The 26938-nt window shown below is 59.6% G+C and carries 20 protein-coding genes, 2 tRNA genes and 1 pseudogene; 6 read left to right on the plus strand and 17 right to left on the minus strand.

Annotation, left to right across the window (positions count from 1 at the left end; translation table 11 throughout):
• The first annotated feature begins 47 nt into the window (after positions 1–47).
• Both BT119_RS05135 and BT119_RS05140 read left to right on the plus strand, forming a co-directional pair.
• Positions 48–134: transfer RNA gene (locus tag BT119_RS05135), tRNA-Leu, on the plus strand.
• Positions 135–294: 160 nt separating this feature from the next.
• Positions 295–381, plus strand: a tRNA-Leu gene (locus BT119_RS05140).
• Positions 382–465: 84 nt separating this feature from the next.
• Here the strand turns inward: BT119_RS05140 and BT119_RS05145 are convergent.
• From BT119_RS05145 to BT119_RS05205, 13 genes are all read right to left on the minus strand, one after another.
• Positions 466–3294 (minus strand): Ig-like domain-containing protein, encoded by a 2829-nt coding sequence (locus BT119_RS05145; protein ID WP_072365352.1) that lies wholly within the window; start codon positions 3292–3294, stop codon positions 466–468.
• 311 nt (positions 3295–3605) lie between these two features.
• On the minus strand, positions 3606–5540 hold the full coding sequence (locus BT119_RS05150; protein WP_072364994.1) for a methyl-accepting chemotaxis protein: 1935 nt from the start codon (positions 5538–5540) through the stop codon (positions 3606–3608).
• Positions 5541–5711: 171 nt separating this feature from the next.
• A complete protein-coding gene (locus BT119_RS05155) occupies positions 5712–7004 on the minus strand; it encodes an adenylosuccinate synthase (RefSeq protein ID WP_003366319.1) in 1293 nt (430 codons plus the stop codon).
• Between the two features lie 54 nt (positions 7005–7058).
• Positions 7059–8246 (minus strand): ATP phosphoribosyltransferase regulatory subunit, encoded by a 1188-nt coding sequence (locus BT119_RS05160; RefSeq protein WP_003431936.1) that lies wholly within the window; start codon positions 8244–8246, stop codon positions 7059–7061.
• A 270-nt stretch (positions 8247–8516) separates the two neighbouring features.
• Complete coding sequence (gene hflC, locus BT119_RS05165) at positions 8517–9386, minus strand: protease modulator HflC (protein ID WP_003366315.1); 870 nt, start codon at positions 9384–9386, stop codon at positions 8517–8519.
• On the minus strand, positions 9386–10591 hold the full coding sequence (gene hflK, locus BT119_RS05170) for an FtsH protease activity modulator HflK (RefSeq protein WP_003366313.1): 1206 nt from the start codon (positions 10589–10591) through the stop codon (positions 9386–9388). Before hflK ends, hflC begins: the two co-directional genes overlap by 1 nt.
• Positions 10592–10687: 96 nt before the next feature.
• Positions 10688–11989, minus strand: a complete 1302-nt coding sequence (hflX, locus tag BT119_RS05175) for a ribosome rescue GTPase HflX (RefSeq protein WP_002551820.1) — start codon at positions 11987–11989, stop codon at positions 10688–10690.
• A 12-nt stretch (positions 11990–12001) separates the two neighbouring features.
• The gene (gene hfq, locus BT119_RS05180) at positions 12002–12262 is read right to left on the minus strand and encodes an RNA chaperone Hfq (RefSeq protein ID WP_002551819.1); all 261 of its coding nucleotides are present in this window, start codon (positions 12260–12262) and stop codon (positions 12002–12004) included.
• A gap of 92 nt (positions 12263–12354) precedes the next feature.
• Positions 12355–13326 (minus strand): tRNA (adenosine(37)-N6)-dimethylallyltransferase MiaA, encoded by a 972-nt coding sequence (gene miaA, locus BT119_RS05185; protein WP_072364996.1) that lies wholly within the window; start codon positions 13324–13326, stop codon positions 12355–12357.
• Positions 13327–15264 carry a DNA mismatch repair endonuclease MutL gene (gene mutL, locus BT119_RS05190; protein ID WP_072364998.1) on the minus strand — a complete coding sequence of 646 codons (1938 nt, stop codon included), beginning with the start codon at positions 15262–15264 and terminating at the stop codon, positions 13327–13329.
• A complete protein-coding gene (locus BT119_RS05195) occupies positions 15264–16691 on the minus strand; it encodes an N-acetylmuramoyl-L-alanine amidase (protein WP_197676929.1) in 1428 nt (475 codons plus the stop codon). The genes mutL and BT119_RS05195 overlap by 1 nt, the downstream gene beginning before the upstream one ends.
• A 2-nt stretch (positions 16692–16693) precedes the next feature.
• Positions 16694–17164: a tRNA (adenosine(37)-N6)-threonylcarbamoyltransferase complex ATPase subunit type 1 TsaE gene (gene tsaE, locus BT119_RS05200; protein ID WP_003317192.1), complete on the minus strand. Its 471-nt coding sequence runs from the start codon at positions 17162–17164 to the stop codon at positions 16694–16696.
• On the minus strand, positions 17152–18642 hold the full coding sequence (locus tag BT119_RS05205) for an NAD(P)H-hydrate dehydratase (RefSeq protein ID WP_072365000.1): 1491 nt from the start codon (positions 18640–18642) through the stop codon (positions 17152–17154). The genes tsaE and BT119_RS05205 overlap by 13 nt, the downstream gene beginning before the upstream one ends.
• A 63-nt stretch (positions 18643–18705) precedes the next feature.
• On the opposite strand from BT119_RS05205, the gene queG reads away from it, so the two are divergent.
• Positions 18706–19794 (plus strand): tRNA epoxyqueuosine(34) reductase QueG, encoded by a 1089-nt coding sequence (gene queG, locus BT119_RS05210; protein WP_024663643.1) that lies wholly within the window; start codon positions 18706–18708, stop codon positions 19792–19794.
• A gap of 101 nt (positions 19795–19895) precedes the next feature.
• Here the strand turns inward: queG and BT119_RS05215 are convergent, their stop codons facing one another.
• Positions 19896–20507 (minus strand): trimeric intracellular cation channel family protein, encoded by a 612-nt coding sequence (locus tag BT119_RS05215; RefSeq protein ID WP_072365002.1) that lies wholly within the window; start codon positions 20505–20507, stop codon positions 19896–19898.
• Between the two features lie 94 nt (positions 20508–20601).
• On the minus strand, positions 20602–21138 hold the full coding sequence (orn, locus tag BT119_RS05220) for an oligoribonuclease (RefSeq protein WP_003366297.1): 537 nt from the start codon (positions 21136–21138) through the stop codon (positions 20602–20604).
• A gap of 108 nt (positions 21139–21246) precedes the next feature.
• On the opposite strand from orn, the gene rsgA reads away from it, so the two are divergent.
• The gene (gene rsgA / locus BT119_RS05225) at positions 21247–22278 is read left to right on the plus strand and encodes a small ribosomal subunit biogenesis GTPase RsgA (protein WP_003366295.1); all 1032 of its coding nucleotides are present in this window, start codon (positions 21247–21249) and stop codon (positions 22276–22278) included.
• A 61-nt stretch (positions 22279–22339) separates the two neighbouring features.
• Here rsgA and motB read toward each other — a convergent pair whose 3' ends face one another.
• Together motB and motA are read right to left on the minus strand one after the other, a co-directional pair.
• Complete coding sequence (gene motB / locus BT119_RS05230) at positions 22340–23386, minus strand: flagellar motor protein MotB (protein WP_072365004.1); 1047 nt, start codon at positions 23384–23386, stop codon at positions 22340–22342.
• Between the two features lie 3 nt (positions 23387–23389).
• Positions 23390–24241, minus strand: coding sequence for a flagellar motor stator protein MotA (gene motA, locus BT119_RS05235; protein ID WP_003342993.1), 852 nt, complete (start codon positions 24239–24241; stop codon positions 23390–23392).
• A 207-nt stretch (positions 24242–24448) separates the two neighbouring features.
• Here motA and BT119_RS05240 point away from each other — a divergent pair, with 207 nt between their 5' ends.
• Together BT119_RS05240 and BT119_RS27435 are read left to right on the plus strand one after the other, a co-directional pair.
• Positions 24449–25984, plus strand: a complete 1536-nt coding sequence (locus BT119_RS05240; protein ID WP_003431943.1) for an HDOD domain-containing protein — start codon at positions 24449–24451, stop codon at positions 25982–25984.
• A 45-nt stretch (positions 25985–26029) separates the two neighbouring features.
• A pseudogene (locus BT119_RS27435) lies at positions 26030–26842 on the plus strand (rhodanese-like domain-containing protein); the annotation flags it as partial.
• Positions 26843–26938: the final 96 nt, after the last annotated feature.

Consider the following 26938-nt stretch of genomic DNA (forward strand, 5'->3'; position numbering starts at 1 on the left):
CGCTCCGTATAGTGCGCGCCATCGACAGGTTGATGCCTGTCGATACTGCCCAGATGGTGAAATTGGTAGACACGCCAGCTTCAGGTGCTGGTGACCGCAAGGTCGTGGAAGTTCGAGTCTTCTTCTGGGCACCAATTCAGGCAACAGACTACAACAGTCTCAAGCCTCACAAAAACCCGCGAAAGCGGGTTTTTGCATTTTCAGGTTTTGATTATTAAATCAAAACAGGGGTTTACAGAGCAAAATGATCGCCGTATAGTGCGCCCCATCAACGGCGGAGACGCTGCTGATGCTGCCCAGATGGTGAAATTGGTAGACACGCCAGCTTCAGGTGCTGGTGACCGCAAGGTCGTGGAAGTTCGAGTCTTCTTCTGGGCACCAATTCAAAAAAACCGAGCCAATGGCTCGGTTTTTTTTTGGGGAATTGCAAAGTCATTTACTTCAACTCAGCAGACCGCATCCAGCTTATATCTTCAAACCAAAGCCATAGGCTGCATCGCCACCTATCACGATGTCTCTCAGATCCTTATCCTTGTCATCATCCGGGAAATAGCTCTTTCTGGTAAACGGAAGACTACCATTATCACTTGCCCAGAGCCGTCTGTCCCACTGCTGCCCCGCAGGCGCTGCCGTGAGGTCGATACTCAACTTTCCGCCACCCTCGGCACGGAGCTTGCGCCAAGTAGCCAGATCCGGAATGACAAGACCTCTGCTGTCGGCAATTTTCTTGCACTCCGTGTAAGTATCGAAATTCAGGTACTCCAACGTGGAAATACCTTGGACAGTGACCGTTACGTATACAACCTGGCCTAGGGAATCTCGCACCTGAACATATACAGATCCGTTCTTCCTGGCCATCAGCAGGCCTTTAGCATCGACCTCGACGATAGACGAATCTCCAGACACGAACGTATAGGGACCTTTACCGCCACTAACAACCATTAACTGACTTGAATCGGGCGGCACTGCAGCAGTGCTGCCTGGCTTCGGATAAGCAGCGCTCAAAGAAACATCTGAAAACTTGACACTCAGCAAGCTGCCTTGCGGTTTGATTGTCAAACTCAGCGTAGGAAAGTCTTCAGCGTAGGTGTCACTGAAGTCACCATCGAACGTAACCTTTGCAAATACCTGCAACTGACTGCCCGCTGCCAAATTATCGAACTGGGCCCGAGTGATAGTAATAGCCAAGTCCTGCTTTGCATCGGCATCGGTCAATATTCTGGCTGTCCAGACGTTGATCTCCACCGCACTACCATCCTGGGCAGTACCCTCCAGGCGCAACCACACCCGTTGACCGGCTGCCATGAATGGCCACTTCTTGAGCGTCACCACGATGTCGGTTTTTACCGAGGCCAGATCCAGCAGATCTGTGGGTGCCTGGCCGACCACTGGCAGAGACAGGTTATCCCCACCAAGTGTATCGACCTCAATGATGGTGTCGTCAGAATCTATCGGATTGATCAGCCCGTTGCGCGTGACCTGATAATAGACCCAGACCTCTGCCCCGGTATTGGAACCAATTGCCGAGGCTGGAATAACGAACTCTAATGCCTTGCTCACACTGCCGACAGTTTGTTCGGCTATCGCTGGCGTCCCGGGGCCGTCAGTACCAATCCAGAAGAGCCGAACCTTGTCGCCGACAGCAATGGCGGGGTAAGGCTGAACAACCACTGTTGTGCCATTTTGCACGGCCATCGGATCAAGAACCCAGTCAACAGACGCCGGAACCTCAGGAGCAGGAAGCAATAGACCAGCCACCTGAGTGCCTACCGAAAACAGTTCTTCCTGAGACCTGAACTTCTGAGTCTTGCCGCCAAGCCCTTTTCGCTCAATAACGTAATAGACAATGGCCTTTTTGTTGAGCGCTGTACTGACGGAGGCCGCGGGAACATTGAATACCAGGTCGATATTCACGTTGGCCGCATCAACAGCCTGAACACCCAGTGCGACCGGACCACCACCCTCGACCGGCTGCCAATAAGCCGTAACACTGTCTCCCACCTGAGTCTCGGCGTAAGGTACGGTGAGTTTTGTTCCAACGCTCGCAAGAGCAGCATCCATCTTGCCATCTTTGACACCGTCCACCACAGCGCCGGTCAAAACCCTGGAATCTGCAGCCTCCTGATCCTTCTGACTGCCGACGAAAAACTGATAGTCAGCAGAACGAAAGCTGACTTTCCGGCCATCTGGCAGAACGCGCTCAAGCAGGTAAAAAACCGTCACAACCTTGCCCCGGTTGAATTCAATGGGATTATCCAGATACACATCAAATGACATGTCGCCATCGACATTCTGCTGGGTAACAAGCCCCTCATCGGTAAACGTCTTCTGTTTTGACGAGTCACTCCAGAATAGCGTGATCTTGTCTTTTACCAAGGTTCCAGCGGAAGGAATATGAACATTGATAGAGTCAGCAATTTTGTCCGGATCGAGACGATTATCAGAAACTTCGTTGATAAATGGCGGCAAACCCGCAAGGCTGGGTCCTACATAGATATTGCGCCTGGGCGAGGTATACCAGACGCCCTCTCTATACACCTTGTAGTAGATACTCATGATGCCATTGACCAGCGGCTTGATATCAGCATCTGTCCAGGTAATTTTCATTGGACGCCGCTGTAGATTACTTGCACTGATGGGGCGGTCTTTGTCAGTAAAGTTAATTGCATTCTGCTTGGCGTTCACGCCCTCCCTGACCAGTTTTACGGTGTCCCCAAGCTGAATACCTGGGTAATCGAGACTGACAGTGACAAAGTTGACTGTAGCCTTGGCACTGATGTGATCCGGGTCGATAGAGTCGTTGACGGCCTCCAACAGTTCGGGCGCCGGCAGATAAAGACCTCGAATCTGAAACTCAAGAGATTGCGATGTGCGAACCTTGCCAGTCTTGTTGGAACTTGCGGGCCTGACGACATACTGAACAGTCGCCGTTTGACCGGCGAGCGCTTTCACAATATCAGACGGAATCGTCACGGTGCGTACATCACCACCCACGACAGATAGCGCTATGTAAGTCGTACTCCAACTAATCAGCGTTCCACTCTGAGACTTACCCTTGAAATTAATCTGAACGTGCTCGCCAGGAGCAAAACTCAAGTAATAGTTGTTCCATATCGACGGCAGCCTGACTCCGAGCCCCCGCCCTGCAAGGTAGGACATATCCGACGGCGAGGGGGGCGATGACGGCTTGTCGGGGTAGCCTAACTGAACATATTTTACTCCTGTAACCGCATCAGTTCTCCAGACGCCCCCAACACCTACCGGGGCAAGGGGACTTTCCAATAAGGCAGTCATATTCATTCCATCCATAGAAATAAAGTTAAATATCTGGCTGTGCGCTCTGAGGTAAGCACAGTACAACGTGCTCATTCGCGATCATGAGCTCTTGCTCACTGTAGGGGGTCATTGCCCATAGGGTTACTATCAGAACTGACAGGTAGGCATTTCAAAAAACTTCCTGCGATTATCCAGACACAGCCAACCTCGCGTCCTTGAAAGTTAGCGCTCGATTATTCGCTTCGCTGTCAGCACGTGCTAGACATCGTGCTGGGTGCCTCACAGACTAAGGTGTAAACGAAGGCCTTTTCCCGAAAACGTTCTATACCTCAAGCCCGAAACTGCCCCAGGCTCGACTTCAACTGCGCAGCCAGCCCGTTTAGCACTTTGCCGCTAGCGGTCGTCTCAACCACCGCTTTTGCGGCTTTCTCGGCCTGAGCGTGAATCACCTCTACCCGACCGCGAACGGCCTGCGCTCCTTCAGCCTGATGTACAGCCGCCTTGGTCGCCAGACCAATGGCCGCGTGTACCTGCTCGACAGATACCTGCACGGTCTGCTGGCGCCTGGCACTGTCTCGCAGTACTTCCAGACCTTCCTTGGCCTGGCGTCCGGCGATGCCGATGGCGGCGACCGCCTCTTTCGCTCCACGCTGCAGGGCGATGATGTGCTCCTGGATATCGCCCGTCGAGCTTTGCGTCTTGCTGGCCAGCGCCCGCACTTCGTCAGCCACCACGGCAAAGCCCCTGCCCGTTTCACCCGCGCGTGCGGCTTCAATGGCTGCGTTGAGTGCGAGCAAGTTGGTTTGCTCGGCAATACCGTGGATAACTTCCAGCACGACCTCGATCTGCTGGCTTTGCTGCGCCAGACGCTCAATGACCTGCGCACCGGTTTCAACCTGCCCGGCCAGCGCCTCGATCAAACCGCCGACCTGATTGGACGTGCGGGTGTTTTCATCGGTCGCTTGTTTGATATCGATCACCTGACGCAAGGCTGCCTGCATCGCCTGGCTTTCCGACTGCGCCTCGTCGGCCATCTGCTCCAGCGCTTTCAGACTGGCCGCCACTTGGTCCCGCTGCAATTCGGCCGCCGCATCGGCACCGGCGTTACGCTCGCTCATGACACCGATTTCCTGCCCGGTGCGCTGCGCCACCTCGCCCGCCTCACGAACGATAGGCTGCAACTTGTCGATGAAGCGGTTGACGGCCGCCGACATGTCGCCAATCTCGTCGTTGCTGTCCAGCTTGACGCGCTTGGTCAGATCGCCCTCGCCCGCCGCCAGATCATTGAGTGCCGCGATCAGCAGATGCAGCTTGCTGACGACCCGACGCCCGAGCACCACCGCCAGTAACAACAATACACCCAGGCCGACCAGGGCCAGACCCATGCCGATTCTCCAGCGCAGCGTTTCGGCAGCTTCCTGAACCGCCACACGCGTGTTGGCGGTCATTGCCGCTCCCGCCGCCTGAGCCGACTGCAGGCGCGTGCGTAGCGCGGCAGAGCTGTCCTTCGAGGCACTGGCAAGGCTGTCAGACACCAACTGTTCACCACTGGTGATCAGGGTCGCGAAACGCTTGTCCAGGGCAGTAAGATTCTCTTCGACCGTTGCCGTGGACACACCCATGCGCACCTTGCCGATCTCTACGCCGTTAGGGCTGATGGATGCCTCGACGTAATACACCGAAGGGTCGCTTTTCGCCGCATTGAGGACCTTGTCCATCGCCCGCTCGCCCTCCCCCTTGACCAAAAGAGCCTTGACCAGCGGATTGTCACGGTTCATGTAACGCGTGAGGTGCTCACCTGCGGCGTCGTCATAAACGACGAACAGTACGTTGGGATTGCGCTGGGCACGGCGTGCGAACTCGGAAAGCGTTGGCGTGTCGTTGTCCCACATGGCACGCGGAGCAACGGCAGCCAGCAATTCGGCCATGTCCGTCGCGGACTCGCGCAGGTCTTTCTCCAGCGTGGCACGCAGTTGAGCCTGCTCTTCCTTCAGACGGGTAGAGAGCCCGACGCTCAGGCGCTGTCGAGTGCTGGCTGACAATGCATCGAGGCTCGATGTCACTTCGCTACTCGCCGACTCCAGCTCTGAGGACAGATGTTGCGAATCTACCCCCAGGCGGTTGGCGAGATCGGCCTCAAGCGCAGTGACTGTGCTCCGGGTAAGCGCAACCGCCACCACCACCTGCACCAAAAGAGCGATACCCAGCGCAATGAAGACCGGGCGCAGCAGACGGCTTTGCAATAGAGATAAGACAGCAGACACAGGAGAATCCCTCCACCCTCAGCGCCATTAAAATGATGGCACTTTTCTGTCATCTTTGTAGCAAGCGCCGTGCCGTGACACAAGTCTCACTTTTCTGAGCTTCCCTGCCGCCGGTGCGACAATAAAAAAGGGCCGCACATGCGACCCTTTTTGGCACAGCCCGGTGACGTATCAGCCGAACGGATGACGCAGCACGATGGTTTCGTTGCGGTCAGGACCGGTCGAAATGATGTCGATAGGCGCACCCACCAGCTCTTCAACACGCTTGATGTAAGCGCGAGCGGCAGCAGGCAGCTCTTCGAGGGTCTTGGCACCCAGCGTGGATTCGCTCCAGCCTGGCATCTGCTCGTAGACCGGACGCAGGCCCAGATAGCTGTCAGCGTCGGTAGGCGCGTCGATGACGGCACCCTCTTCGTTCTCGTAGCCCACACAGATGTTGATGGTTTCCAGACCGTCGAGCACGTCCAGCTTGGTCAGGCACAGGCCCGAGATGCTGTTGATTTCGATGGCGCGACGCAGGATGACGGCGTCGAACCAGCCGCAACGGCGTGCACGACCGGTGGTGGCACCGAACTCATGACCACGCTTGGCCAGGAAGGCACCGACGTCATCGAACAGCTCAGTCGGGAAAGGACCCGAACCCACGCGCGTGGTGTAGGCCTTGGTGATGCCCAGGATGTAATCCAGGTACATCGGACCAAAACCGGAACCGGTGGCAATGCCGCCCGCCGTGGTGTTGGAACTGGTGACGTACGGGTAGGTACCGTGGTCGATGTCCAGCAGCGAACCCTGGGCACCTTCGAACATGATGTCCTTACCGTCGCGACGCATCTCATGCAGCGCAGCGGTGACGTCGAGCATCAGCGGCTTGAGCATGTCGGCGTATTCCATGCACTCGTCGAGCGTCTTCTGGAAGTCGATGGCAGGCTCTTTGTAGTAATTGACCAGCACGAAGTTGTGGTAGTCGAGCAGTTCGCCCAGCTTGGCGGCGAAGCGCTCACGATGGAACAGGTCGCCAATACGCAGACCGCGACGTGCGACCTTGTCTTCGTAGGCCGGGCCGATACCACGACCGGTGGTGCCGATCTTGAACTCGCCGCGGGCTTTTTCACGCGCCTGGTCGAGTGCCACGTGGTACGACAGGATCAGCGGGCAGGACGGGCTGATGCGCAGACGCTCACGCACCGGAATGCCTTTCTCTTCCAGCTTGACGATTTCGCGCAGGAGCGCGTCGGGAGCAACCACCACACCGTTACCGATCAGGCACTGCACGCCTTCGCGCAGCACACCGGACGGAATCAGGTGCAATACGGTTTTCTCACCGTCGATCACCAGTGTGTGGCCGGCGTTGTGGCCACCCTGATAGCGAACTACGGCGGTAGCATGTTCGGTCAGCAGATCAACGATCTTGCCTTTGCCCTCATCACCCCATTGAGTGCCCAGGACTACGACATTCTTACCCATAACACTTGTCCTCATTCACGCAAACTTGGTGCCGGCGGCGGCCGGCAGGAATACTCAAGAAGCCAGCGGCATTACCTGCCAGTGCTCGCCATGCTGAATCAATTGCCGGTCACAGTCGGCTTCACGCGCGGCGCTCGCCTGCTGCCCAGGCAACGCCTGAACCACACGCTGACCTTCACTGCGCAACTGGCAAACCATCTGCCAGAGTGCCGCATCCGTACTGTCCGGCACCCAGATGCCACCAGACGGTAAGACGATTTCTGCCTGCCCCAGGGTAACCAGGGTTTTCAGGTCGGTGGAAAAGCCGGTCGCCGGACGGGCACGACCGAAGTCGGCACCGATGTCATCGTAACGACCGCCCTGAGCGATCGACTGGCCCACGCCCGGCACGAACACCGCGAACACCACACCGGTGTGGTAGTGGTAACCGCGCAGCTCGCCGAGATCAAAGTACAGCGGCAGCTGCGGGAAACGCGCAGCCAGACGCTCGGCAATCGACAGCAGGTCGTCCAGAGCGGCCAGCACTGGCGCCGGTGCGCCGGCCAGACGATCGCGTGCGGCGTCCAGCACCTCACGACCACCGCACAGATCAACCAGTGCGCGCAGCATGGCGGCCAGCTCTGGCGGCAGATCGGCGGTGAGGGCAATCACTTCATCGATGGCCTTGCGCTGCAGTGCATCGAACAGCTGCTGCTCGACTTCACCCGACAGGCCGGCGGCCCGCGCCAGACCGCGATAGATACCGACATGCCCGAGGTCCATGTGCACATCCGGCACATCGGCCAGTTGCAGCATGGCCAGCATCAGACTGATGACTTCAACATCGCTGCTCGGGCTCGCATCGCCGTAAAGTTCGGCACCCAGTTGTATCGGGCTGCGCGAGGACGACAGCGCGCGCGGCTGAGCGTGCAGAACGCTGCCCGCGTAGCACAGACGGCTCGGGCCTTCACGTTTCAGGGTGTGAGCATCGATACGTGCAACCTGTGGCGTGATGTCGGCGCGAAAGCCCATCTGCCGGCCCGATTGCGGGTCAATAACCTTGAAGGTACGCAGATCCAGATCCGAACCCGCGCCAGTCAGCAGCGACTCGAGATACTCGATATGCGGGGTGACGACAAACTCATAGCCCCAGCTCTGAAACAGATCCAACACCTGACGGCGCGCTACTTCAATGCGCGCCGCTTCCGGTGGCAGTACTTCTTCGATGCCATCTGGTAGCAGCCAGCGGTCGACCGTTGCCATTACGCCATTCCCCTGTGATCCAGGCGGCCAGCCTACAGGCCGACCTTGAGTGAAGCAGAAAGTGGTGCGCCGTATGACGGGCACGACAAATGCCCGAGACAGGCCTTGCAGACCACTTTCCTCGAAAAATCTTGCCGCGTTCCGATTCAGATACGGCCAATCAATCGTGCAGACGCAAAAAAGCCGGGAATTTCCCGGCTGCCGCATGATACACACGTTTCACCGTACGTTCACCCCACCGGGCGGTTTTGCCGCCCGGCGGGTGATTAATTACGGCTTGGCTTTTTCCATGTAGCGAAAGAATTCGCTGTTCGGATCAAGCACCATCACGTCGCTCTTGTTCGCAAAGCTTTCGCGGTAGGCACGCAGGCTGCGATAGAACGCGTAGAACTCCTGGTCCTGACCATACGCCTTGGAGTAGATCGCGGCAGCCTGGGCATCACCATCACCACGCGCTTCTTCCGACTCGCGATAGGCTTCGGCCAGCAGCACACGACGCTGACGATCGGCGTCGGCACGGATGCCTTCAGCCAGCTCGTTACCCTTGGCACGGTGTTCGCGGGCTTCACGCTCACGCTCAGTGCTCATGCGTTCGAAAACGCTGCGATTCACTTCCTTCGGCAGATCAATGGCCTTGACCCGGACATCGACCACTTCGATACCCAGTTCTTTCTCGGCCATGCGGTTCAGCGAACCGGTGATGTCCGCCATCAGCGCGTCTCGCTCACCCGACACGACTTCGTGCAGAGTGCGCTTGCCGAACTGGTCACGCAGGCCGGATTCCAGACGACGCGAAAGACGCTCGTCGGCAATCTGCTTGAGGCCGGAAGTCGCGGTGTAAAAACGCTCCGCATCCTTCACACGCCACTTGGCGTAGGCATCGACCATGACCGCTTTCTTTTCCAGTGTCAGGAAGCGCTGGGTCGGTGCATCGAGGGTCAGCAAACGACCGTCGAACTTGCGCACCTGGTTCACGTAAGGAACCTTCACATGCAGACCCGGCTGAACGTCAGCCTGGACCACACGACCGAATTGCAGCAGAACCGCGCGCTCGGTCTGGGACACTATGTAAAAGCTGTTCCAGGCGATGACCGCCAGTACCACGCCGACAATAAGGGTGATCAGTGATTTGTTACTCATCAGCGAGTCTCCCTGGTACGTACTTCACCACGCTGCTGAGCTTCATTCGCCCGGGCAGCGGCGGCAGCAGCGGCAGCATCATTGGCCGACTGCGATGGCGTACCTGAATTGGAGCCATTGCCGTTACTGCTGCGGCTGCTCTCGATCATCTTGTCGAGCGGCAGATAAAGCAGATTGTTCTGCCCCTTGTCGCCGGTCACGAGAACCTTGCTGGTGTTGCTGAAGACTTCCTGCATGGTGTCCAGATACAGACGCTGGCGGGTAACTTCAGGAGCCTTGCGGTACTCGGCAACCAGCTTGGTAAAGCGATCCGCCTCACCCTTGGCGCGCGAAACCACTTCATCGCGGTAACCGTTGGCATCTTCGAGAATACGCTGAGCCTGACCACGGGCTTCCGGGATCACACCGTTGGCATAGCTTTCAGCCTGGTTACGCGCACGCTGCTCGTCTTCACGGGCGCGGATCACGTCATCGAAGGCTTCCTGAACTTCACGCGGCGCGGCAGCGCTCTGTACGTTGACCTGAGTGACGGTGATGCCGGTACGGTAGGTATCGAGGAAACGTTGCAGACGCTCCTTGATTTCGCTGGCCATCAGTTCACGGCCTTCAGTCAGCACCTGATCCATCGCCGTGGAACCCACGACATGGCGCAACGCGCTTTCAGTCGCGTGCTGCAGGCTGATTTCAGGCTGGTCGACGTTCAGCACGAACGCCTGAAGGTCGCTGATCTTGTACTGCACGGTCAGCGGCACTTCGACGATGTTCTCGTCTTCGGTGAGCATCTGGCCCTGCTTGCTGTAGGCACGCTCGCGAGTCACGTTCTCCATGTACTTGCGATCGAACGGCGGGAAGTAGATGTTAAGGCCCGGGCCCACGGTCTCGTGGTACTGACCGAAACGCAGCACGACAGCCTGCTCTTGCTCGTCAACCACATAGATAGCGCTGTAAAGCCAGAAAGCGACCAGTACGACAAGCCCGATGCCGAGCAGGCCGAAGCCACCGCCCTTGCCCGAGCCGCCACCACTGCCACTGCTGCCGCCATCGCTGCCGCGTTTGTTACCGCCGCCGAACAACCCCTTCAGGCTTTCCTGCAGCTTACGGAAGGCCTCGTCGAGATCAGGTGGTCCCTTGCGGTCGCCGCCACGGCGTTTGCCACCCCAGGGATCTTGATTATTCGAGTTGCCACCCGGCTCATTCCAAGCCATAGCGCTCTCCATCTGATAAAGCAAAGACGCGCCCGCGGCGCGCCGACCAATGCTACAGAATGCTCGGGAAAGCCGTACAACGGCTTTCTCGTGCTTTTATTGCAAAGTGTGTTGCTCGATGAACTCCAGCGGCTGCAATCCTTCGCGACTCACCAGTCGATTGAGTTCAACGCGCGGCAGTCGTACGGCCAACACGCTGGCACCTTCCTCGTCATGCGTTTCGCTCTGCACCGCACCCAGCTCAAAGAACTGGGCACGCAGCCGGGCGAGACTTTGAGGCAGAAGCAGCGTGCCGACAAACAGGTCGTCGCCGAGCAATTCGGCGATAGCCTGCTTGAGCAGATCAAGCCCCCGACCATCACGGGCAGAAACCCAGACACGCTGCGGCTTGCCGTCGGCATCGCGCTGTATCTGAGGCTCTACGCCTTCAAGCAGATCGAGTTTGTTATAGACCTCGAGGATCGGCAAGCCCTCGGCTCCGATCTCGCCGAGCACGGCCATGACCTGCTCGATCTGCGACATGCGATCCGGCTCGTGGGAGTCGATCACATGCAGCAGCAAATCGGAGTTGCTCGATTCTTCAAGCGTCGCGCGAAAGGCCTCGACCAGTTTGTGTGGCAGATGGCGAATGAAGCCCACGGTATCGGCCAGCACGATCGGTCCCAGGTCATCGAGCTGCAGACGACGCAGGGTCGGATCGAGCGTGGCGAACAGTTGGTCTGCCGCGAACACATCCGAATCGGTTACCGAGTTGAACAGGGTCGATTTGCCGGCGTTGGTATAGCCCACCAATGAAACCGATGGAATATCCGCGCGACGACGCCCACGACGGGCCTGATCCCGCTGACTGCGAACCTTCTCCAGCCGTCCCTTGATCTGCCGCAGGCGAACCCGCAATAGACGTCGGTCGGTTTCGAGCTGGGTTTCACCCGGACCGCGCAGGCCGATACCACCTTTCTGTCGCTCAAGGTGAGTCCAGCCGCGGACCAGACGGGTACTCATGTGCTCAAGCTGGGCCAGTTCGACCTGCAGCTTGCCTTCGTGAGTACGCGCCCGTTGCGCAAAGATATCGAGAATCAGACCGGTACGATCAAGCACACGACACTCGAAAACGCGTTCGAGGTTGCGTTCCTGACTGGGCGTGAGGGTGTGATTGAAGATGACCAGATCGGCCTGTTCGGCCTTGACCTGATCGCGAAGCTCTTCGACCTTGCCAGAGCCGATCAGGTACTTGGCCGAAGGCCGATGACGCGGCACGTTGATAAACGCAACGGTATCGGCACCGGCCGAGATGGCCAATTCCTGAAACTCCTGCGGATCTTCGCGCGCCTCAGGGTCCTGACCATCCAGATGAACGAGAATTGCACGTTCACCACCACTGTGGCGCTCAAAGAACAAGGCAGACTCCTATCAGGCGTTACCTGGCTCGGCGTCCGCGCCGTCAGCGTCTGTAGCGCTTGGCAGGCGGATCGGGCGAACCGGTACGACGGTGGAAATAGCGTGTTTGTAGACCATCTGGCTGACCGTGTTCTTCAGCAAAATGACGAACTGGTCGAAAGACTCGATCGTACCCTGCAGCTTGATACCGTTGACCAGATAGATCGATACCCCGACCTTCTCTTTACGCAAGGTATTCAGGTAAGGGTCTTGTAGCGAATGCCCTTTTGACATGTGCCGCACTCCTTTAAGGATCAATAAAATAATAAATCGAATTCGATTGGCTTACCGGCCACCCCCCAAGGATAGACGGCTATTGCAGGGACTCAGCTCAATATGGAGACCGATCCCAGGTATTTCAAGGCGCGCGACAGATTGTCGCTGGCCAGGCTGTCCAGCCAGTGCAAGTCGTCCCAGCTACGTAGCCAGGTGAACTGCCTTTTGGCCAGCTGGCGCGTCGCAATGATGCCGCGCTCCTGCATTTCATCCCGCGTCAGTTTCCCATCCAGGTGATCCCAGACCTGGCGATAACCGACAGCTCTTATCGAGGGCAACCCTGAATGCAGATCACCTCTTGAGCGCAATGCCAGTACTTCGTCCAGAAACCCCTGATCCAGCATTTGCTCGAAACGTAGCGCGATGCGTTGGTGCAGCACCTTGCGATCAGCCGGAGCGATGGCAAGGTTCGCAACAGTATAGGGCAATTGCTGGTGCCCTGATGCGGCTGCTTCGGTACTTTGCGCAGTTTGTTGCTCGCGGTGTGCCGTCATGCTCATTCCGCTGACGCGATACACCTCGAGTGCCCTGATCAGCCGTTGCGGATCATTGGGGTGAATACGTGCCGCCGAAACGGGATCGACCACCGCCAGTTGATCGTGCAATGACTGCCAGCCGAAGGCCTGTGCATCCGCCTCAAGCTGCGCCCTGACCTGCGCATCGGCCGCCGGCATATCCGCCAGCCCGTCCAATAGAGCCTTGAAATACAACATAGTGCCGCCGACCAGCAAAGGAATATTTCCGCGCGCAGTAATTTCCGCCATGGCCGCCAGGGCGTCACTGCGAAAATCGGCGGCGGAGTAGCTTTGCGCCGGGTCGAGAATGTCGATCAGACGGTGAGGATATTCAGCCAGCTGAGCCTTCGACGGTTTGGCGGTACCGATGTCCATGCCGCGATAGACCAGCGCAGAGTCGACGCTGATCAGCTCGCAGGGCAGCACTTTGGTCAGTTCTATCGCAAGGTCGGTCTTGCCTGCAGCGGTAGGCCCCATGAGAAAGATGGCCGGAGGTAAAGCGTTCATTCATTGACCGCGCAGGAATAATTTATCCAGATCATTGAGACCCATCTGGGTCCAGGTAGGACGACCGTGGTTGCATTGCCCGCTGCGCTCGGTGTTTTCCATGTCACGCAGCAGGCCGTTCATTTCCGGGATGGCCAGACGCCGATTGGCGCGAATCGCGCCGTGGCAGGCCATGGTCCCGAGCAACTCGTTCATGTGCGCCTGCACCCGGTCGCTGGTGCCGTATTCCATGAGGTCGGCCAGCACATCGCTGACCAGCCGGTTGGCTTCGGCCTGCTTGAGCAACGCGGGGATCTGGCGGATCGCCAGGGTTTCCGGGCCGAGCCGTTGAAGCTCGAAGCCCAGGCGCTGGAAGGTCGCAAGATGCTCTTCGGCGCAGTCCGCTTCACGCTGGCTGACCGCAATGGACTCGGGCACCAGCAATGGCTGGCCGCTCAAACCTTCGTTGGCCATGGCTATTTTCAGTCGCTCGTACATGATCCGCTCGTGAGCGGCGTGCATGTCCACCAGCACCAGGCCGTGAGCGTTTTCAGCAAGGATGTAGATACCCTTGAGCTGCGCCAGCGCATAACCCAGCGGCGGAATATCCCCGGGCGATTCAGGCAGCGACGCGGGCGCAGCACTGGGCAGCGGCGCGAAGAATTCACGATAAGCACTTTGCGCTTCGGCCACCGGCACGCCAGCGGTGGGCCGAGGCGTGTATTGATACTGATAACCGCTGCCAGCGCCGCCACCGGCAGCAGGCCGGGCAAACGACTCGCCCTGGGGCTGCTCCAGCACATTGTTGGCCAGACGCATTTCACCCTGCGGCCCGAATTCGCCCGCTTCAGGCCCGCTCGGGCGTATCTCGGCGACAACCGGCACGAGCTGATTTTCAGGGCGCACATCGCCCAGCGCGCGGTAGAGGGTGCCATACAGAAAGTCGTGCACCATGCGCCCGTCGCGGAAGCGCACTTCGTGTTTGGTCGGGTGAACGTTGACGTCCACAGCGGCCGGATCGACCTCGAAGAACAGCACGAAGGTCGGATGACGGCCATTGAACAGCACGTCGCGATACGCTTGACGCACTGCGTGGGCGACCAGCTTGTCGCGCACTGCGCGGCCATTCACGAAGAAATATTGCAGGTCGGCCTGGCTGCGCGAAAAGGTCGGCAGCCCGACCCAGCCCCACAGATGCAAACCATTGCGCTCGATCTCGATAGGCAGCGCCTGCTCCAGAAAGCCAGGCCCGCAGATTGCCGAGACACGTCGCGCCCTGGCGGTGTCGTCATGCGCTTCATGCAGGCTCAGCACGGTCTTGCCGTTGTGACGCAGGTGGAAGGCCACGTCGAAACGCGCCAGCGCCATGCGCTTGATGACTTCCTGCAAATGATCGAATTCGGTTTTTTCGGCTTTCAGAAACTTGCGCCGGGCCGGCGTGTTGAAGAACAGGTCGCGCACTTCAACGGAGGTGCCTACCGGATGCGCGGCTGGCTGCACGCGCGGCGCCATGTCCCGACCTTCGGTTTCGACCTGCCATGCCTGATCGGCGTCGCGGGTGCGGGAGGTCAGCGTCAGGCGCGCTACGGAACTGATCGAGGCCAGCGCTTCGCCGCGAAACCCAAGGCTCATGACCCGCTCAAGGTCTTCCAGGTCGCGAATCTTGCTGGTCGCGTGACGTGCCAGCGCCAATGGCAGATCGTCCGAAGAGATACCGCTGCCATCGTCACGCACTTTCAACAATTTGATACCGGCCTGCTCGACGTCAACATCAATGCGCCGCGCGCCGGAATCGAGGCTGTTTTCCAGCAGCTCCTTGATCACGGAAGCCGGGCGCTCGACGACTTCGCCCGCCGCAATCTGGTTGGCCAGACGCGGACTGAGCAGTTCAATGCGCGCTGCGTTCAGGGCAGTCTGAGCGTTATCGGCTTCGGCGCCGTCGAGCAGGAGATCGGTCATTACTGAGTCGCCACCTCGGAACTTGGGATACGCAGGTCCTGGCCGATCTTCAATTCATCCGACTTCAGATTGTTAGCGCTGCGCAAGGTGGCGATGCTCATGTCATAGCGCGCAGCGAGCATGGCCAGGGTTTCGCCGGAACGAACGACATGATTGCGCGGCCCCTGGGCCAGCTTGCCGTTGTCACGCAGCCAAGCGATATAAGTGCCCTGCGGCGGGTTCTGCTGGAAGAACTGCTTGACGCCCGACGTGATCGAACGCGCCAACGCCTGTTGATGCGACGCCGAACCGAGCTTGTTGGCCTCGTTGGCATTGGAGATAAAGCCGGTTTCCACCAGAATCGACGGGATATCCGGCGACTTGAGCACCATGAAGCCCGCCTGCTCGACACGTGACTTGTGCAGCGAGGTCACGCGGCCAATATTGCTCAATACCTTCTGACCAACGTTCAGGCTCGAAGAAAGCGAAGCGGTCATGGACAAGTCCAGCAACACACCCGCGAGCATGCGGTCCTTGTCATCCAGGCTGACAGCGCCAGCACCACCGATAAGGTCGGAACGGTTTTCACTGTCCGCCAGCCAGCGTGCGGTTTCGGAAGTGGCACCGCGATCGGACAGGGCGAACACCGATGCGCCGAACGCCGCAGAGGACGGCGCGGCGTCGGCGTGGATCGACACGAACAGGTCGGCGCCCTTGGAACGGGCGATCTCGGTACGTTTGCGCAGCGGAATAAAGTAGTCGCCGGTCCGCGTCAGTTCGGCGCGGTAGCCTTTCTCGGCATTGACCTGGCGCTGCAGCTCCTTGGCAATCGACAGCACCACGTTTTTCTCTTTCTGACCGGCACCGCCCGAGGCACCGGGGTCTTCCCCGCCGTGCCCGGCATCGATCACCACGACGATGTCGCGCTTGCCGTTCGGCACCGGGGTCAGCTTGATTTCAGGCTTGGCCGGGCTGACCGGGACAGCAGGAGCGGTGTTGGCGGCGGTATCCGGAATGACCGGTGTCGGATTGGCATCGGCGGCGTTGTCGTACAGGTCGACCACCAGACGGTTGCCGTATTGCTGATTCGGCGCCAACGTGAAGCTCTTCGGGGTCACACCCTTTTTCAGGTCGATGACTACGCGCAGGTCGGTAGGCGTGCGCTGCGCAGAACGCATGCTGCTGATCGGCGTATTGGCCGTCGGTACGTTCAAGGGGCCGCCAAGCGTCGCACCATTGATATCGATCACCAGACGGTCAGGCGAAGTCAGGGTAAACAGGCTGTGCTGGACTGGCCCGGACAGGTCGAATACCAGACGTGTGTTGTCCGGTGCTCGCCATAAGCGGACACTTCGTACTTGCGTAGCGGCAACCGCCTCGACAGCCAGGGCCATCAACAGCAGACCAACTACAGTAACCAGCGCGCGCATGCGCATACCTAACCCCATATCTATTTGAATTCCAAAGCCAAAGTGGCACACCAACGTTCGCCACGCGAGCCCAGCGGGCTCAATATCACGGAACGACCTTCTCCGTGCGGCCCAATGGTAATGGTCAGGTCGGGCTTTGGCAAAAAGCCTGCACCACGCTGGGGCCATTCAATCAGACAAAGTGCGTCGCCGTCGAAGTAATCACGCACACCCATGTACTCGAGCTCTTCCGGATCGACCAGCCGGTAAAGGTCAAAGTGAAACACCTTTATCGCGCCGATTTCGTAAGGTTCGACCAGCGTGAAAGTAGGACTCTTGACGGCCCCGACATGCCCGAAGCCGCGAATCAATCCCCGCGAAAGCGTGGTTTTTCCAGCGCCCAGATCGCCATCCAGAAAGATGACACCAAGGCCTTCTGTCACCTTGGCCAGGCGTGCACCAAAATCCATCATTGCCTCTTCGCCAACCACATGCAGCGTTAAATCAGACACGGTTGCAGCTCCTCCAGTAACTGACGAATGGCAGGAATAATATCGCTGGCAGCCAGCCCGCGACCGCCCTCACCGGCTTTATGACCGGCGCTTGCATGCAGCCACACGGCAAGACAGGCCGCGTCGAAAGGTTTGAGGTGCTGCGCCATCAACGCGCCGATCAATCCGGCCAGCACATCACCCAGTCCTGCGGTGGCCATGGCCGGATGGCCGCGGTCGCACAACGCCAGTTGCCCGTGTGCATCGGCAATCAGACTGCCAGAGCCCTTGAGCACACAAACCGTGTCGAATTTACGCGCCAACGCCCGCACCGCAGCGGCCCGGTCAGCCTGAACGTCCTTGATGCCCACACCCAGCAAGCGTGCCGCTTCGCCCGGATGCGGGGTGATGACACTGCCTTTGGGCAGGCTGACCAGCCCGGCGGACAGCATATTCAGCGCATCGGCGTCCCACACCTGCGGACGATCCGCGTTGGCGGCCGCCGACAGCAGGCTGCGCCCCCAGGCCGCCTGCCCCAGGCCAGGGCCGACCACCAACACGCTGGCCGGCTCGATCAAGCCCATCAGTTGGTTGGCCGAGTGGATCGCCGCGCTCATGATTTCCGGCATACGCGTCAGAGCGGCCGGAACATGCTCGGGCCGCGTTGCCAGCGTCAGCATGCCTGCACCGCTGCGCAGGGCGCTTTCGGCGCTGAGCAACGCTGCGCCGCCAAAACCGTGATCGCCACCGATAACCAGAACCCGGCCAAACATGCCTTTATGGGCGGTTCGCGGGCGTGCTGCCAGTTGCGGCAGGTTATGTTTATCGAGGCGCTTCGCGCTGAACGGCGCCTGCGCCACCAGCGCCGGGGCTGCGCGCAGGTCGTCGAACATCAGCTCACCCACCAGATCTGCCGCGTCGCCCGTCAACAAACCCAGTTTGAGGCCAATGAACGTAACGGTCACTTCGGCACGCACCGCGACACCCAGCGTCTGGCCAGTATCTGCGCTCAAGCCGGATGGAATATCCACCGCAACGACGGGCAGACCGCTGTCGTTGATAGCGTTGATGGCCGAGACGTAGGGCTCGCGCACCTCGCCATCGAGACCGGTGCCCAGCAAGGCATCCAGTACGATACCGGCCAGCGGCTGCCCGGCCCATGCCTGAATATGAATACCGAAAGCCGCAGCATGCGCCGCAGCAGCATCACCGGTCAGTGCGGCCGGATCGCCGACGGCCAGCACCCTGACCTGCCAGCCGGCCTTGTGCGCCATGGCAGCCACCAGATACCCGTCACCGGCGTTGTTGCCCCGCCCGGTCAATACGGTCAGTTCATTCGCCTCCGGCCAGCGCCGAAGTATCGTATGCCATAACGCCTGCGCAGCGCGCAGCATCAATTCCAGGCCGGGTGTGCCTGCAGCAACCAGCCGTGCATCGAGGTCGCGGACCTGCGCAGCACTGTACAGCGCGTCGGGTAAATGAGGTTTAGTGTCGAACATGCGTCTATGGGCTCCGATGTCTGGCAGAATTATACGCACCTTGGTCCCGGTTTCTCTCTGCGCATGTCCGCTATTACTGCTGTACTTCCTAGTTCCGATGATCTCGCCGCCCTTGCCGTCTCAATCAAGGCGTGGGGGCGTGAGCTGGGCTTTCAGGAAGTCGGGATCAGCGGCCTGGACCTGGCAGAGCACGAACAGCATCTGCAACGCTGGCTCGATGCAGGCTATCACGGGGAAATGGACTATATGGCAGCCCATGGCAGCAAACGTTCCCACCCCGATGAGCTGGTCCCGGGAACGTTGCGCGTGGTGTCGCTGCGCATGGATTATCTGCCGGGCGACACCGAAATGGCGCAGCGCCTGACCGAGCCGGAAAAAGCCTACGTCTCACGTTACGCGCTGGGCCGTGATTATCACAAACTCATCCGCAAGCGCCTGCAGCAACTGGCCGAGCGTATTCAGCAGGCCGTAGGGCCGTTTGGCTTTCGAGCCTTCGTGGACAGCGCGCCAGTGCTGGAAAAAGCCATCGCCGAACAGGCCGGGCTCGGCTGGATCGGCAAAAACACGCTGGTGCTCAACCGTAAGGCGGGCAGTTTCTTCTTTCTTGGCGAGCTGTTTGTCGATATCCCGTTGCCGGTCGACGCACCTCATGCAACCGAGCATTGCGGGCGCTGCACGGCCTGCCTGGACATCTGTCCGACGGCGGCGTTTATCGGGCCTTACGTGCTGGACGCGCGACGCTGCATTTCTTATCTGACCATCGAGCTGAAGACCGCGATCCCAGAAGAGCTGCGGCCACTGATCGGCAACCGGGTGTTCGGTTGCGACGATTGCCAGATCGTCTGCCCGTGGAACCGCTTCGCCCGGCCAACCGAGCAGAGCGACTTTCAGCCGCGCCACAATCTGGACAATGCAGGGCTGGCCGAACTGTTCCTGTGGGACGAAGAGAAATTCCTCGGCAGCACCGAAGGTTCACCACTGCGCCGGGCGGGTTATGAGCGCTGGCTACGCAACCTGGCCGTGGGGCTGGGCAACGCGCCCTCCACCATCCCGGTGATCGAAGCCCTGCACGCACGGCGCGACTATCCCTCGGAACTGGTCAGGGAGCATGTGGAATGGGCGCTGCAGAGGCATGGCGTGGCGCCGCTTTAAACCTGCAGGCGTGTGACGCGGAGCGTCACGAAAGGCATTCCCACGCTGGAGCGTGAGGAACGATAATTTTTCAACTATTGTGCCTGCGCCCTGCGTACGCCTCAGGGCTCGTCCTTGTAGACAAACTTGGGCATTTCCCAGCGGAAACGAATCGCCAGCAGGCGCAGCAGCAGGCCGCCGAACAGGGTGATCAGCACCGCTTGTTCGTTGGGCAGTTGCAGGTACTGACACAGCAGAAAACACCATGCAGCCAGAAAAGACACACTGGCGTACAGCTCGCGGCAGAAGATCAGCGGGATGTCGTTGCAAAAGATGTCGCGCAGGATGCCACCGAAGACCCCGGTGATCACGCCGCACACTGACGCGATCAGCAGACCGTGCCCGGCCTCGAGCGCGGTCATGCAGCCGATCAGGGTAAAGGCCACCAGCCCCAATGCGTCGAGCACCAGAAACAGTGAGCGCAGGTGGCGCATCAGTGGCGCAATGAAGATCGTCACCAGCGCCGCCACACTGGTCAGGACCAGGTATTCCGGGTGCTTGACCCAGGTCAGCGGGTAATGACCGATCAGCACGTCGCGCACCGACCCGCCACCCAGCGCCGTGACGCAGGCGATCAGCACCACGCCGAACCAGTCCATCCCGCGCCGCCCCGCAGACAGGGCTCCCGTCATGGCTTCAGCAGTGATAGCGATCAGATAAAGCATCAGCAACATGGCGGCGACTCTGCGACAAAGGCGCGCAGTCTAACCAGCCGACCAACGCACTGAAAGAGTGCAGCGAAGATTATTCACTGCACGCGCGTCTCGATCAGGCCTTGATGAAGTGCTCACGATAAAAGCGCAGCTCGGCAATCGACTCGCGGATGTCATCGAGCGCCAGGTGGGTGCTGCCTTTCTTGAATTTCAGCTCGGGGGACCAGCGCGCAGCCAGTTCCTTGAGGGTCGAGACATCCAGATTGCGGTAGTGGAAGTAGTTTTCCAGCGTCGGCATGTGGCGGTACAGGAAGCGGCGATCCTGGCAGATGCTGTTGCCGCAGATCGGCGAACTGCGCTCGGGGACCCACAGCTTGATGAACTCAAGGGTCTGCGTCTCGGCTTCAGCCATGCTGACGGTACTTTCCCGCACGCGCTGGGTCAGGCCCGAACCGCCGTGCTGGCGAGTGTTCCACTCATCCATCTTCGCCAACGTCTCGTCACTCTGATGCACAGCGATCACCGGGCCTTCAGCCAGAGTGTTCAGCTCGCTATCGGTGATGATCGTGGCCATTTCGATAATGACATCGGTATCAGGGTCAAGACCGGTCATTTCCAGATCGATCCAGATCAGGTTCTGCTTGTTCTGCATGTGTCGACTCCTCAGCGTAGGCGCGCAGTTTAGCTCACCCTGCCGTGCTAGACTCCTGCCGATCCACCGTACTGCCTAATTCATCGGTTACATCACATCGGAACACCCATGGCCAAACGCCAACTCAATCGTCGTCAAAACTGGCGCATCGAAAAAATTCAGGGCGAGCGTGCTGCCCGCGCGGCAAAACGCGAGTCCGCTACGCTTGAAACACTCGAGGGTGGCGACCTCGGCCCTGAGCAGACGGGGCTGGTCATCGCTCACTTCGGCGTGCAAGTCGAAGTCGAGGCCCAGGAAGGCGAAGTGACCGGTCAGGTCTTCCGTTGCCACCTGCGCGCCAACCTGCCTGCACTGGTGACCGGTGATCGCGTCGTATGGCGCGCCGGCAATCAGGGCATTGGCGTCATTGTCGCGCAACTGCCCCGCACCACCGAACTGCGCCGCCCGGATTCACGCGGCCAGCTCAAGCCTGTGGCTGCCAACGTCGACCTGATCGTGATCGTCTTCGCGCCGATGCCCGAGCCGCATGCCAACCTGATCGACCGTTATCTGGTGGCCGCCGAGCATGCCGGGATTCGTCCTTTGCTGCTGCTCAACAAGGCAGACCTGATCGACGAGCAGAATGCGCCCGCGCTCAACGCCCTGCTGGCGGTCTACCGCACGCTGGGTTATCCGGTGCTGGAAGTGTCCGCGCACCACGGTGACGGCATGCAGAGCCTGCAAAGCCAGCTTGACGGGCACATCAGCGTGTTCGTCGGCCAGTCCGGCGTCGGCAAGTCCTCGCTGGTCAACAGCCTGTTGCCGGAAACCGACACTCGGGTCGGACCGCTGTCCGAAGTTTCCGGTCAGGGCACGCATACCACGACCACTGCACGCCTGTTCCACTTCCCGCGTGGCGGCGATCTGATCGACTCGCCGGGTATCCGTGAGTTCGGCCTGGGGCACGTCAGTCGTGCTGACGTAGAGGCAGGCTTCATCGAGTTCAACGACCTGATCGGCACCTGCCGCTTTCGTGACTGCAAGCATGACCGCGAACCGGGCTGCGCCCTGCTCAAGGGGCTTGAGGACGGCCGCGTGCAACAGCAGCGCATGAACAGCTATCGCTCGATCATTGCCAGCCTGCCGCAAGACAGTTACTGAGCACCGAACGCCACACGCAAAAACGCCGCGATGATCGCGGCGTTTTTGTATCGGTTGCAGCTCAGTTCTGGGCTGGCTCGACCCGCAACTTGCCATCGTCAAAGATATTCAGCTTCTGCCGGATCTCGCGCGGCTGGGCGTAGGCCTGCGGGTCTGGCGGCGCCGCTGTCGAAGCCCCCGAAGCAGCGGGCACGGCCGGTGCCGCCGGGGCTGGTGCGGGTGCTGCCGGCGCGCCAGGCGTGGCTGGCGCGCCGCCGGAGTTCTGATCGCCCTCGATACGCTGCTGGGCTTTTTTGGTCAGCACCACGATATCGATGCGGCGATTGACCGGGTTGGTCGGGTTCTGGTGATCATAAAGAGCAGACGACGCGTACCCTACCACCCTGGCCACCTGTGAGTCCGGATAGGTCCCCGCTACCAGTGCGCGGCGTGCAGCATTGGCACGATTGGCCGACAGCTCCCAGTTGCCGAACCCGCCGCTGCCCACGAAAGGCGTTGCATCGGTATGGCCGCTGATGCTGATCTTGTTCGGCACACTTTTGATGGTGTCAGCCAGAGCCAGCAGAATGTCTTCGAAATAAGGCTTGAGACGCGCGCTGCCCGAGTCGAACATCGGTCGATTTTCCGCATCCATGATCTGGATACGCAAGCCGTCCTGAGTGATCTCGAACAGAATCTGGTCCTTGAATTTTTGTAGTTGCGGGTTTTCCTCGACCTTGTTCTGCAATTCCTGGAGCAGCATCTCCAGACGCTCCTGCTCTACCTCTTCAGCCTTGGTCTCGGCAGTTTCCGCCTCAAGCGGCACGGTGTCCGGCGAAGGCGTGGTCTTTACCTCGGGGTTCAGCGTCTGGTTCGGCGACATCTCCGGCGAACCGCCCAGATCGATCACATAAGGCGAACCGCTGTCCGAAAAGCCGACAGGGTCCTTGAAATAACCGGCGACCGCGAGCAATTGCTCGGGGGTGGCGGACGACATCAGCCACAGCACCAGAAAGAACGCCATCATCGCCGTCGCGAAGTCGGCAAACGCGATTTTCCAGGCACCGCCATGATGTCCGCCACCAAAGCGCTTTACGCGCTTGATGATAATCGGCTGATTATTTTCCATGACTTAGCGACCGCGAACCGCTTGTTCCAGCTCGCTGAAGCTGGGGCGATGCAGCGGATAGAGAACCTTGCGGCCGAACTCGACAGCCAGCGAAGGCGGCATGCCGGAGGCCGAGGCCACCAGGGACGCCTTGATGGCCTCGTAAACGTTCATTTCTTCCTTGGCATCATGCGCAAGGCTGGTGGCCAGAGGACCGAAGAAACCGTAAGCCGCGAGAATACCGAAGAACGTACCGACCAGCGCCGCACCTACGTGCATACCGATCGCAGCCTTGTCGCCGGAACCCAGCGACGCCATGGTCACCACGATACCCAGTACCGCAGCCACGATACCGAAGCCGGGCATACCGTCGGCGATACCGGTAATGGCATGGGATGGATGCTCGAGGTCTTCTTTCATGCTCAGCAGTTCCATGTCGAACAGACCTTCCAGCTCGTGGGGAGCCATGTTGCCGGACGACATGATCCGCAGGTAGTCGCAGATGTACGCAGTCATGCGTTCATCCTTGAGGACACCCGGGTATTTGGCGAAGATCGGGCTGGAAGCAGCGTCTTCGATATCCCCTTCAATCGCCATCATGCCTTCACGGCGGCTCTTGTTGAGGATTTCATAAACCAGGCCCAGCACTTCGAGGTAATAGGCATGCGTGAAGCGCGAACCGAACATCTTCAGCGACTTCTTGAACACGTGCATGAACATGTAGCCGGGGTTGGCCTGAAGGAACGCGCCCAGTGCAGCACCGCCGATAATCAAGACCTCGTACGGTTGGAACAGCGCCATGACCTTGCCATGGGACAGCACATATCCGCCGATGACACTTGCGAGAACGACAATGATGCCGATGATTTTAGCCATAGGAAAAAATACTTTACTGAGTCGGGTTCAGGGACAGTCCGGAAGTTGTTGAATCTCTTCTTCTCCTTATCGGCCTAACTGGGCCAGACTATAGCCGGTTCTTTTGAAAAACCCATTTATGCGCCTCCATAAAAGGAGGAAACTGGCCTCAGCGCCCCGTACGCTGGCGGTTTTCCAGCTCAGATAATCAGCAGCACAGGCCCTCGAATGCCGACAGTACACGCAGCACATCACCTCGTTCCGAAGACGCTGGATGCCTGGGTCAAACTGCTTGACGGTATCGCGTTGCCGGTCCCTGCCGTCAATCATGGACACGTCCGCTCCGCCTTGAACGACAGTCGTCGCTCACTGCGTGAAATCGCTGAAATGATGCAGGAAAGTCCTGCGCTGGTGCTGAGCGTGATGCGCGAGGCCAATCACCACACGCACGGTTTGACCGAGCAGGCCGAGAGCCTTGAGATTGCGATCAATCGTCTGGGTCTGGCGCGCACCGAAGTCCTTCTGGGCCGTTTGCCGGCCAAGCCGCCTGAAGAAATTCCTGCGGCCTATCGCCAGCTGATTCTGGTCAGTCAGCACGCCACGCAACAGGCCAACGGCCTGTTTGCCAGCCGCCTTGCGCGACTCTGGCAGGACATCCACATGGGCAGCCTGCTGTTTCTGTCACCGCTCTGGCCGATGGCATTGGCCTATCCGAAGCTGCTCGAAGAACTGGAGCTGCGGGTTATCCACAAGGGCCATTCCAGCGTTGCAGTGGAAAAAGAGCTGTTCGGCGTCAACCTGCTGGAATTGTGCCTGGCACTCGCCGAGTTCTGGCGCCTGCCGATCTGGGTCACGCGCGGCTATAAACTGTTGATCAACGAGCGACGCGATCTGGCCAAGGCGCTGCGTATCGCCCGCGAAGAACACAGCCCACTGCACCAGCAACAACTCATGGACGACGACCCCAACCTGCGGCGCTGGCTGAACCAGCCCGCCAATACCGTGTTGCTGGGCAATGGCCTGGCGCTGGCGGCGCAAAATGCCTGGAACAGCCCGCACTGCCTGCGCTGGGAACGGCTGACCAGCCTTTACCTGCAACAGTCGATCGGCGAAGTACAGCAACAGGCGCACCAGAATGCCGCCAGCAGCGCCCGCATCCATGCGGAAAAAGACCTCTGGCACCCGGCTGAATCGCTGATCTGGCCGTGGGACGCACGCCGCGTAAGGCGCGATAATGAACCTGCACCGCCGCCATCGGCCGACGCCCTGCAACTGTGGCGCAAGCAGTGTGCCGAGCTGCTGCAGGATCCCAGCCCGTTCATCAACGCCATGCACCTGACCACTTCGGCGCGCGATGCATTTATCTCGTGTGGCATGGAGCGGGTCATGCTGCTGATGCTGGACAAGACGTCAACGGTGCTGCGCGTCAATCAGACTGCCGGGCTGCCGAAGGACGCCGCAACCTTGCAGTTGTTCATCAAGGAAAGCACCGTACTGCAGCGTCTGCTCACACAGCCGACACAGTTACGCATGACACCCGCCAACAGTGCGCAATTTGCCGCCCTGCTGCCCCCGCCGCTGAAAACCCTGTTCAGTGGTCAGCACTGGCTGATTCGCTCGCTGAGCAACAACGGCAAAGTCATGCTGCTGGTGGTCGCCGACCAGGGCGGCGGGGCCTTGTCGGAAATTTCCGTCCAGGCATTCGGAAAAACCGCGCAATGTATTGAACGGGCACTGGGCATCTTTAGTCATCGCAAAGCATGAGGCCTGGCGTACAATTCGCCCCTTTCCTTTCATCGGAGGCTGCAAATGTCCGCATTCACTGGCTTGTCGCTGGTCATCGAACCCAACGATCTGCTTGAGCGTCTAGACGCCCCGGAACTGATCCTCGTGGATCTGACCAGCAGCACTCGCTACGAAGCCGGGCACATTCGCGGTGCCCGCTTCGTCGATCCGAAACGTACGCAACTGGGCAAGCCTCCGGCCCCCGGCCTGCTGCCCGACACTGCCAGTCTTGAGCAATTGTTCGGCGAACTGGGCCACAACCCCGATGCCGTGTATGTCGTCTACGATGACGAAGGCGGCGGCTGGGCCGGGCGTTTCATCTGGTTGCTGGATGTCATCGGCCACAGCCGTTATCACTATCTGGACGGGGGACTGCTGGCCTGGGAAGCGCAATTGCTGCCACTGAGCACCGACGTTCCGCCTGCTGCCGATACCCCGGTAACGCTGACGCTGCACGACGAACCTACCGCCACACTCGAGTACCTGCAAAGCCGTCTGGGCGCCGCCGATCTGGCGATCTGGGATGCTCGTGCACCGACCGAGTATTCGGGCGAAAAAGTGGTCGCGGCCAAAGGCGGACATATACCCGGCGCTGTCAATTTCGAGTGGACGGCGGGCATGGACAAGGCGCGCAACCTGCGTATTCGCCAGGACATGCCGGAGATCCTTCGCGACCTGGGCATCACGCCCGACAAGGAAATCATTACGCATTGCCAGACCCATCACCGCTCGGGCTTCACCTACCTGGCGGCCAAGGCGCTGGGCTACCCAAGGGTCAAGGCCTATGCCGGCTCGTGGGGTGAATGGGGCAATCACCCGGAGACACCGGTAGAACTTCCGGAAGTGGCCGCCGCGCCCGCCGAGTCAGTCGAGGTTGCGCAACCCGTCGCGCCTGCGCAGCCAGCACCAGTCGAAACCGTCGAGCCTGTCCGC

The sequence above is a fragment of the Pseudomonas sp. NFACC10-1 genome (genome assembly GCF_900119195.1).
Taxonomy (GTDB): Bacteria; Pseudomonadota; Gammaproteobacteria; order Pseudomonadales; family Pseudomonadaceae; genus Aquipseudomonas; species Aquipseudomonas cerasi.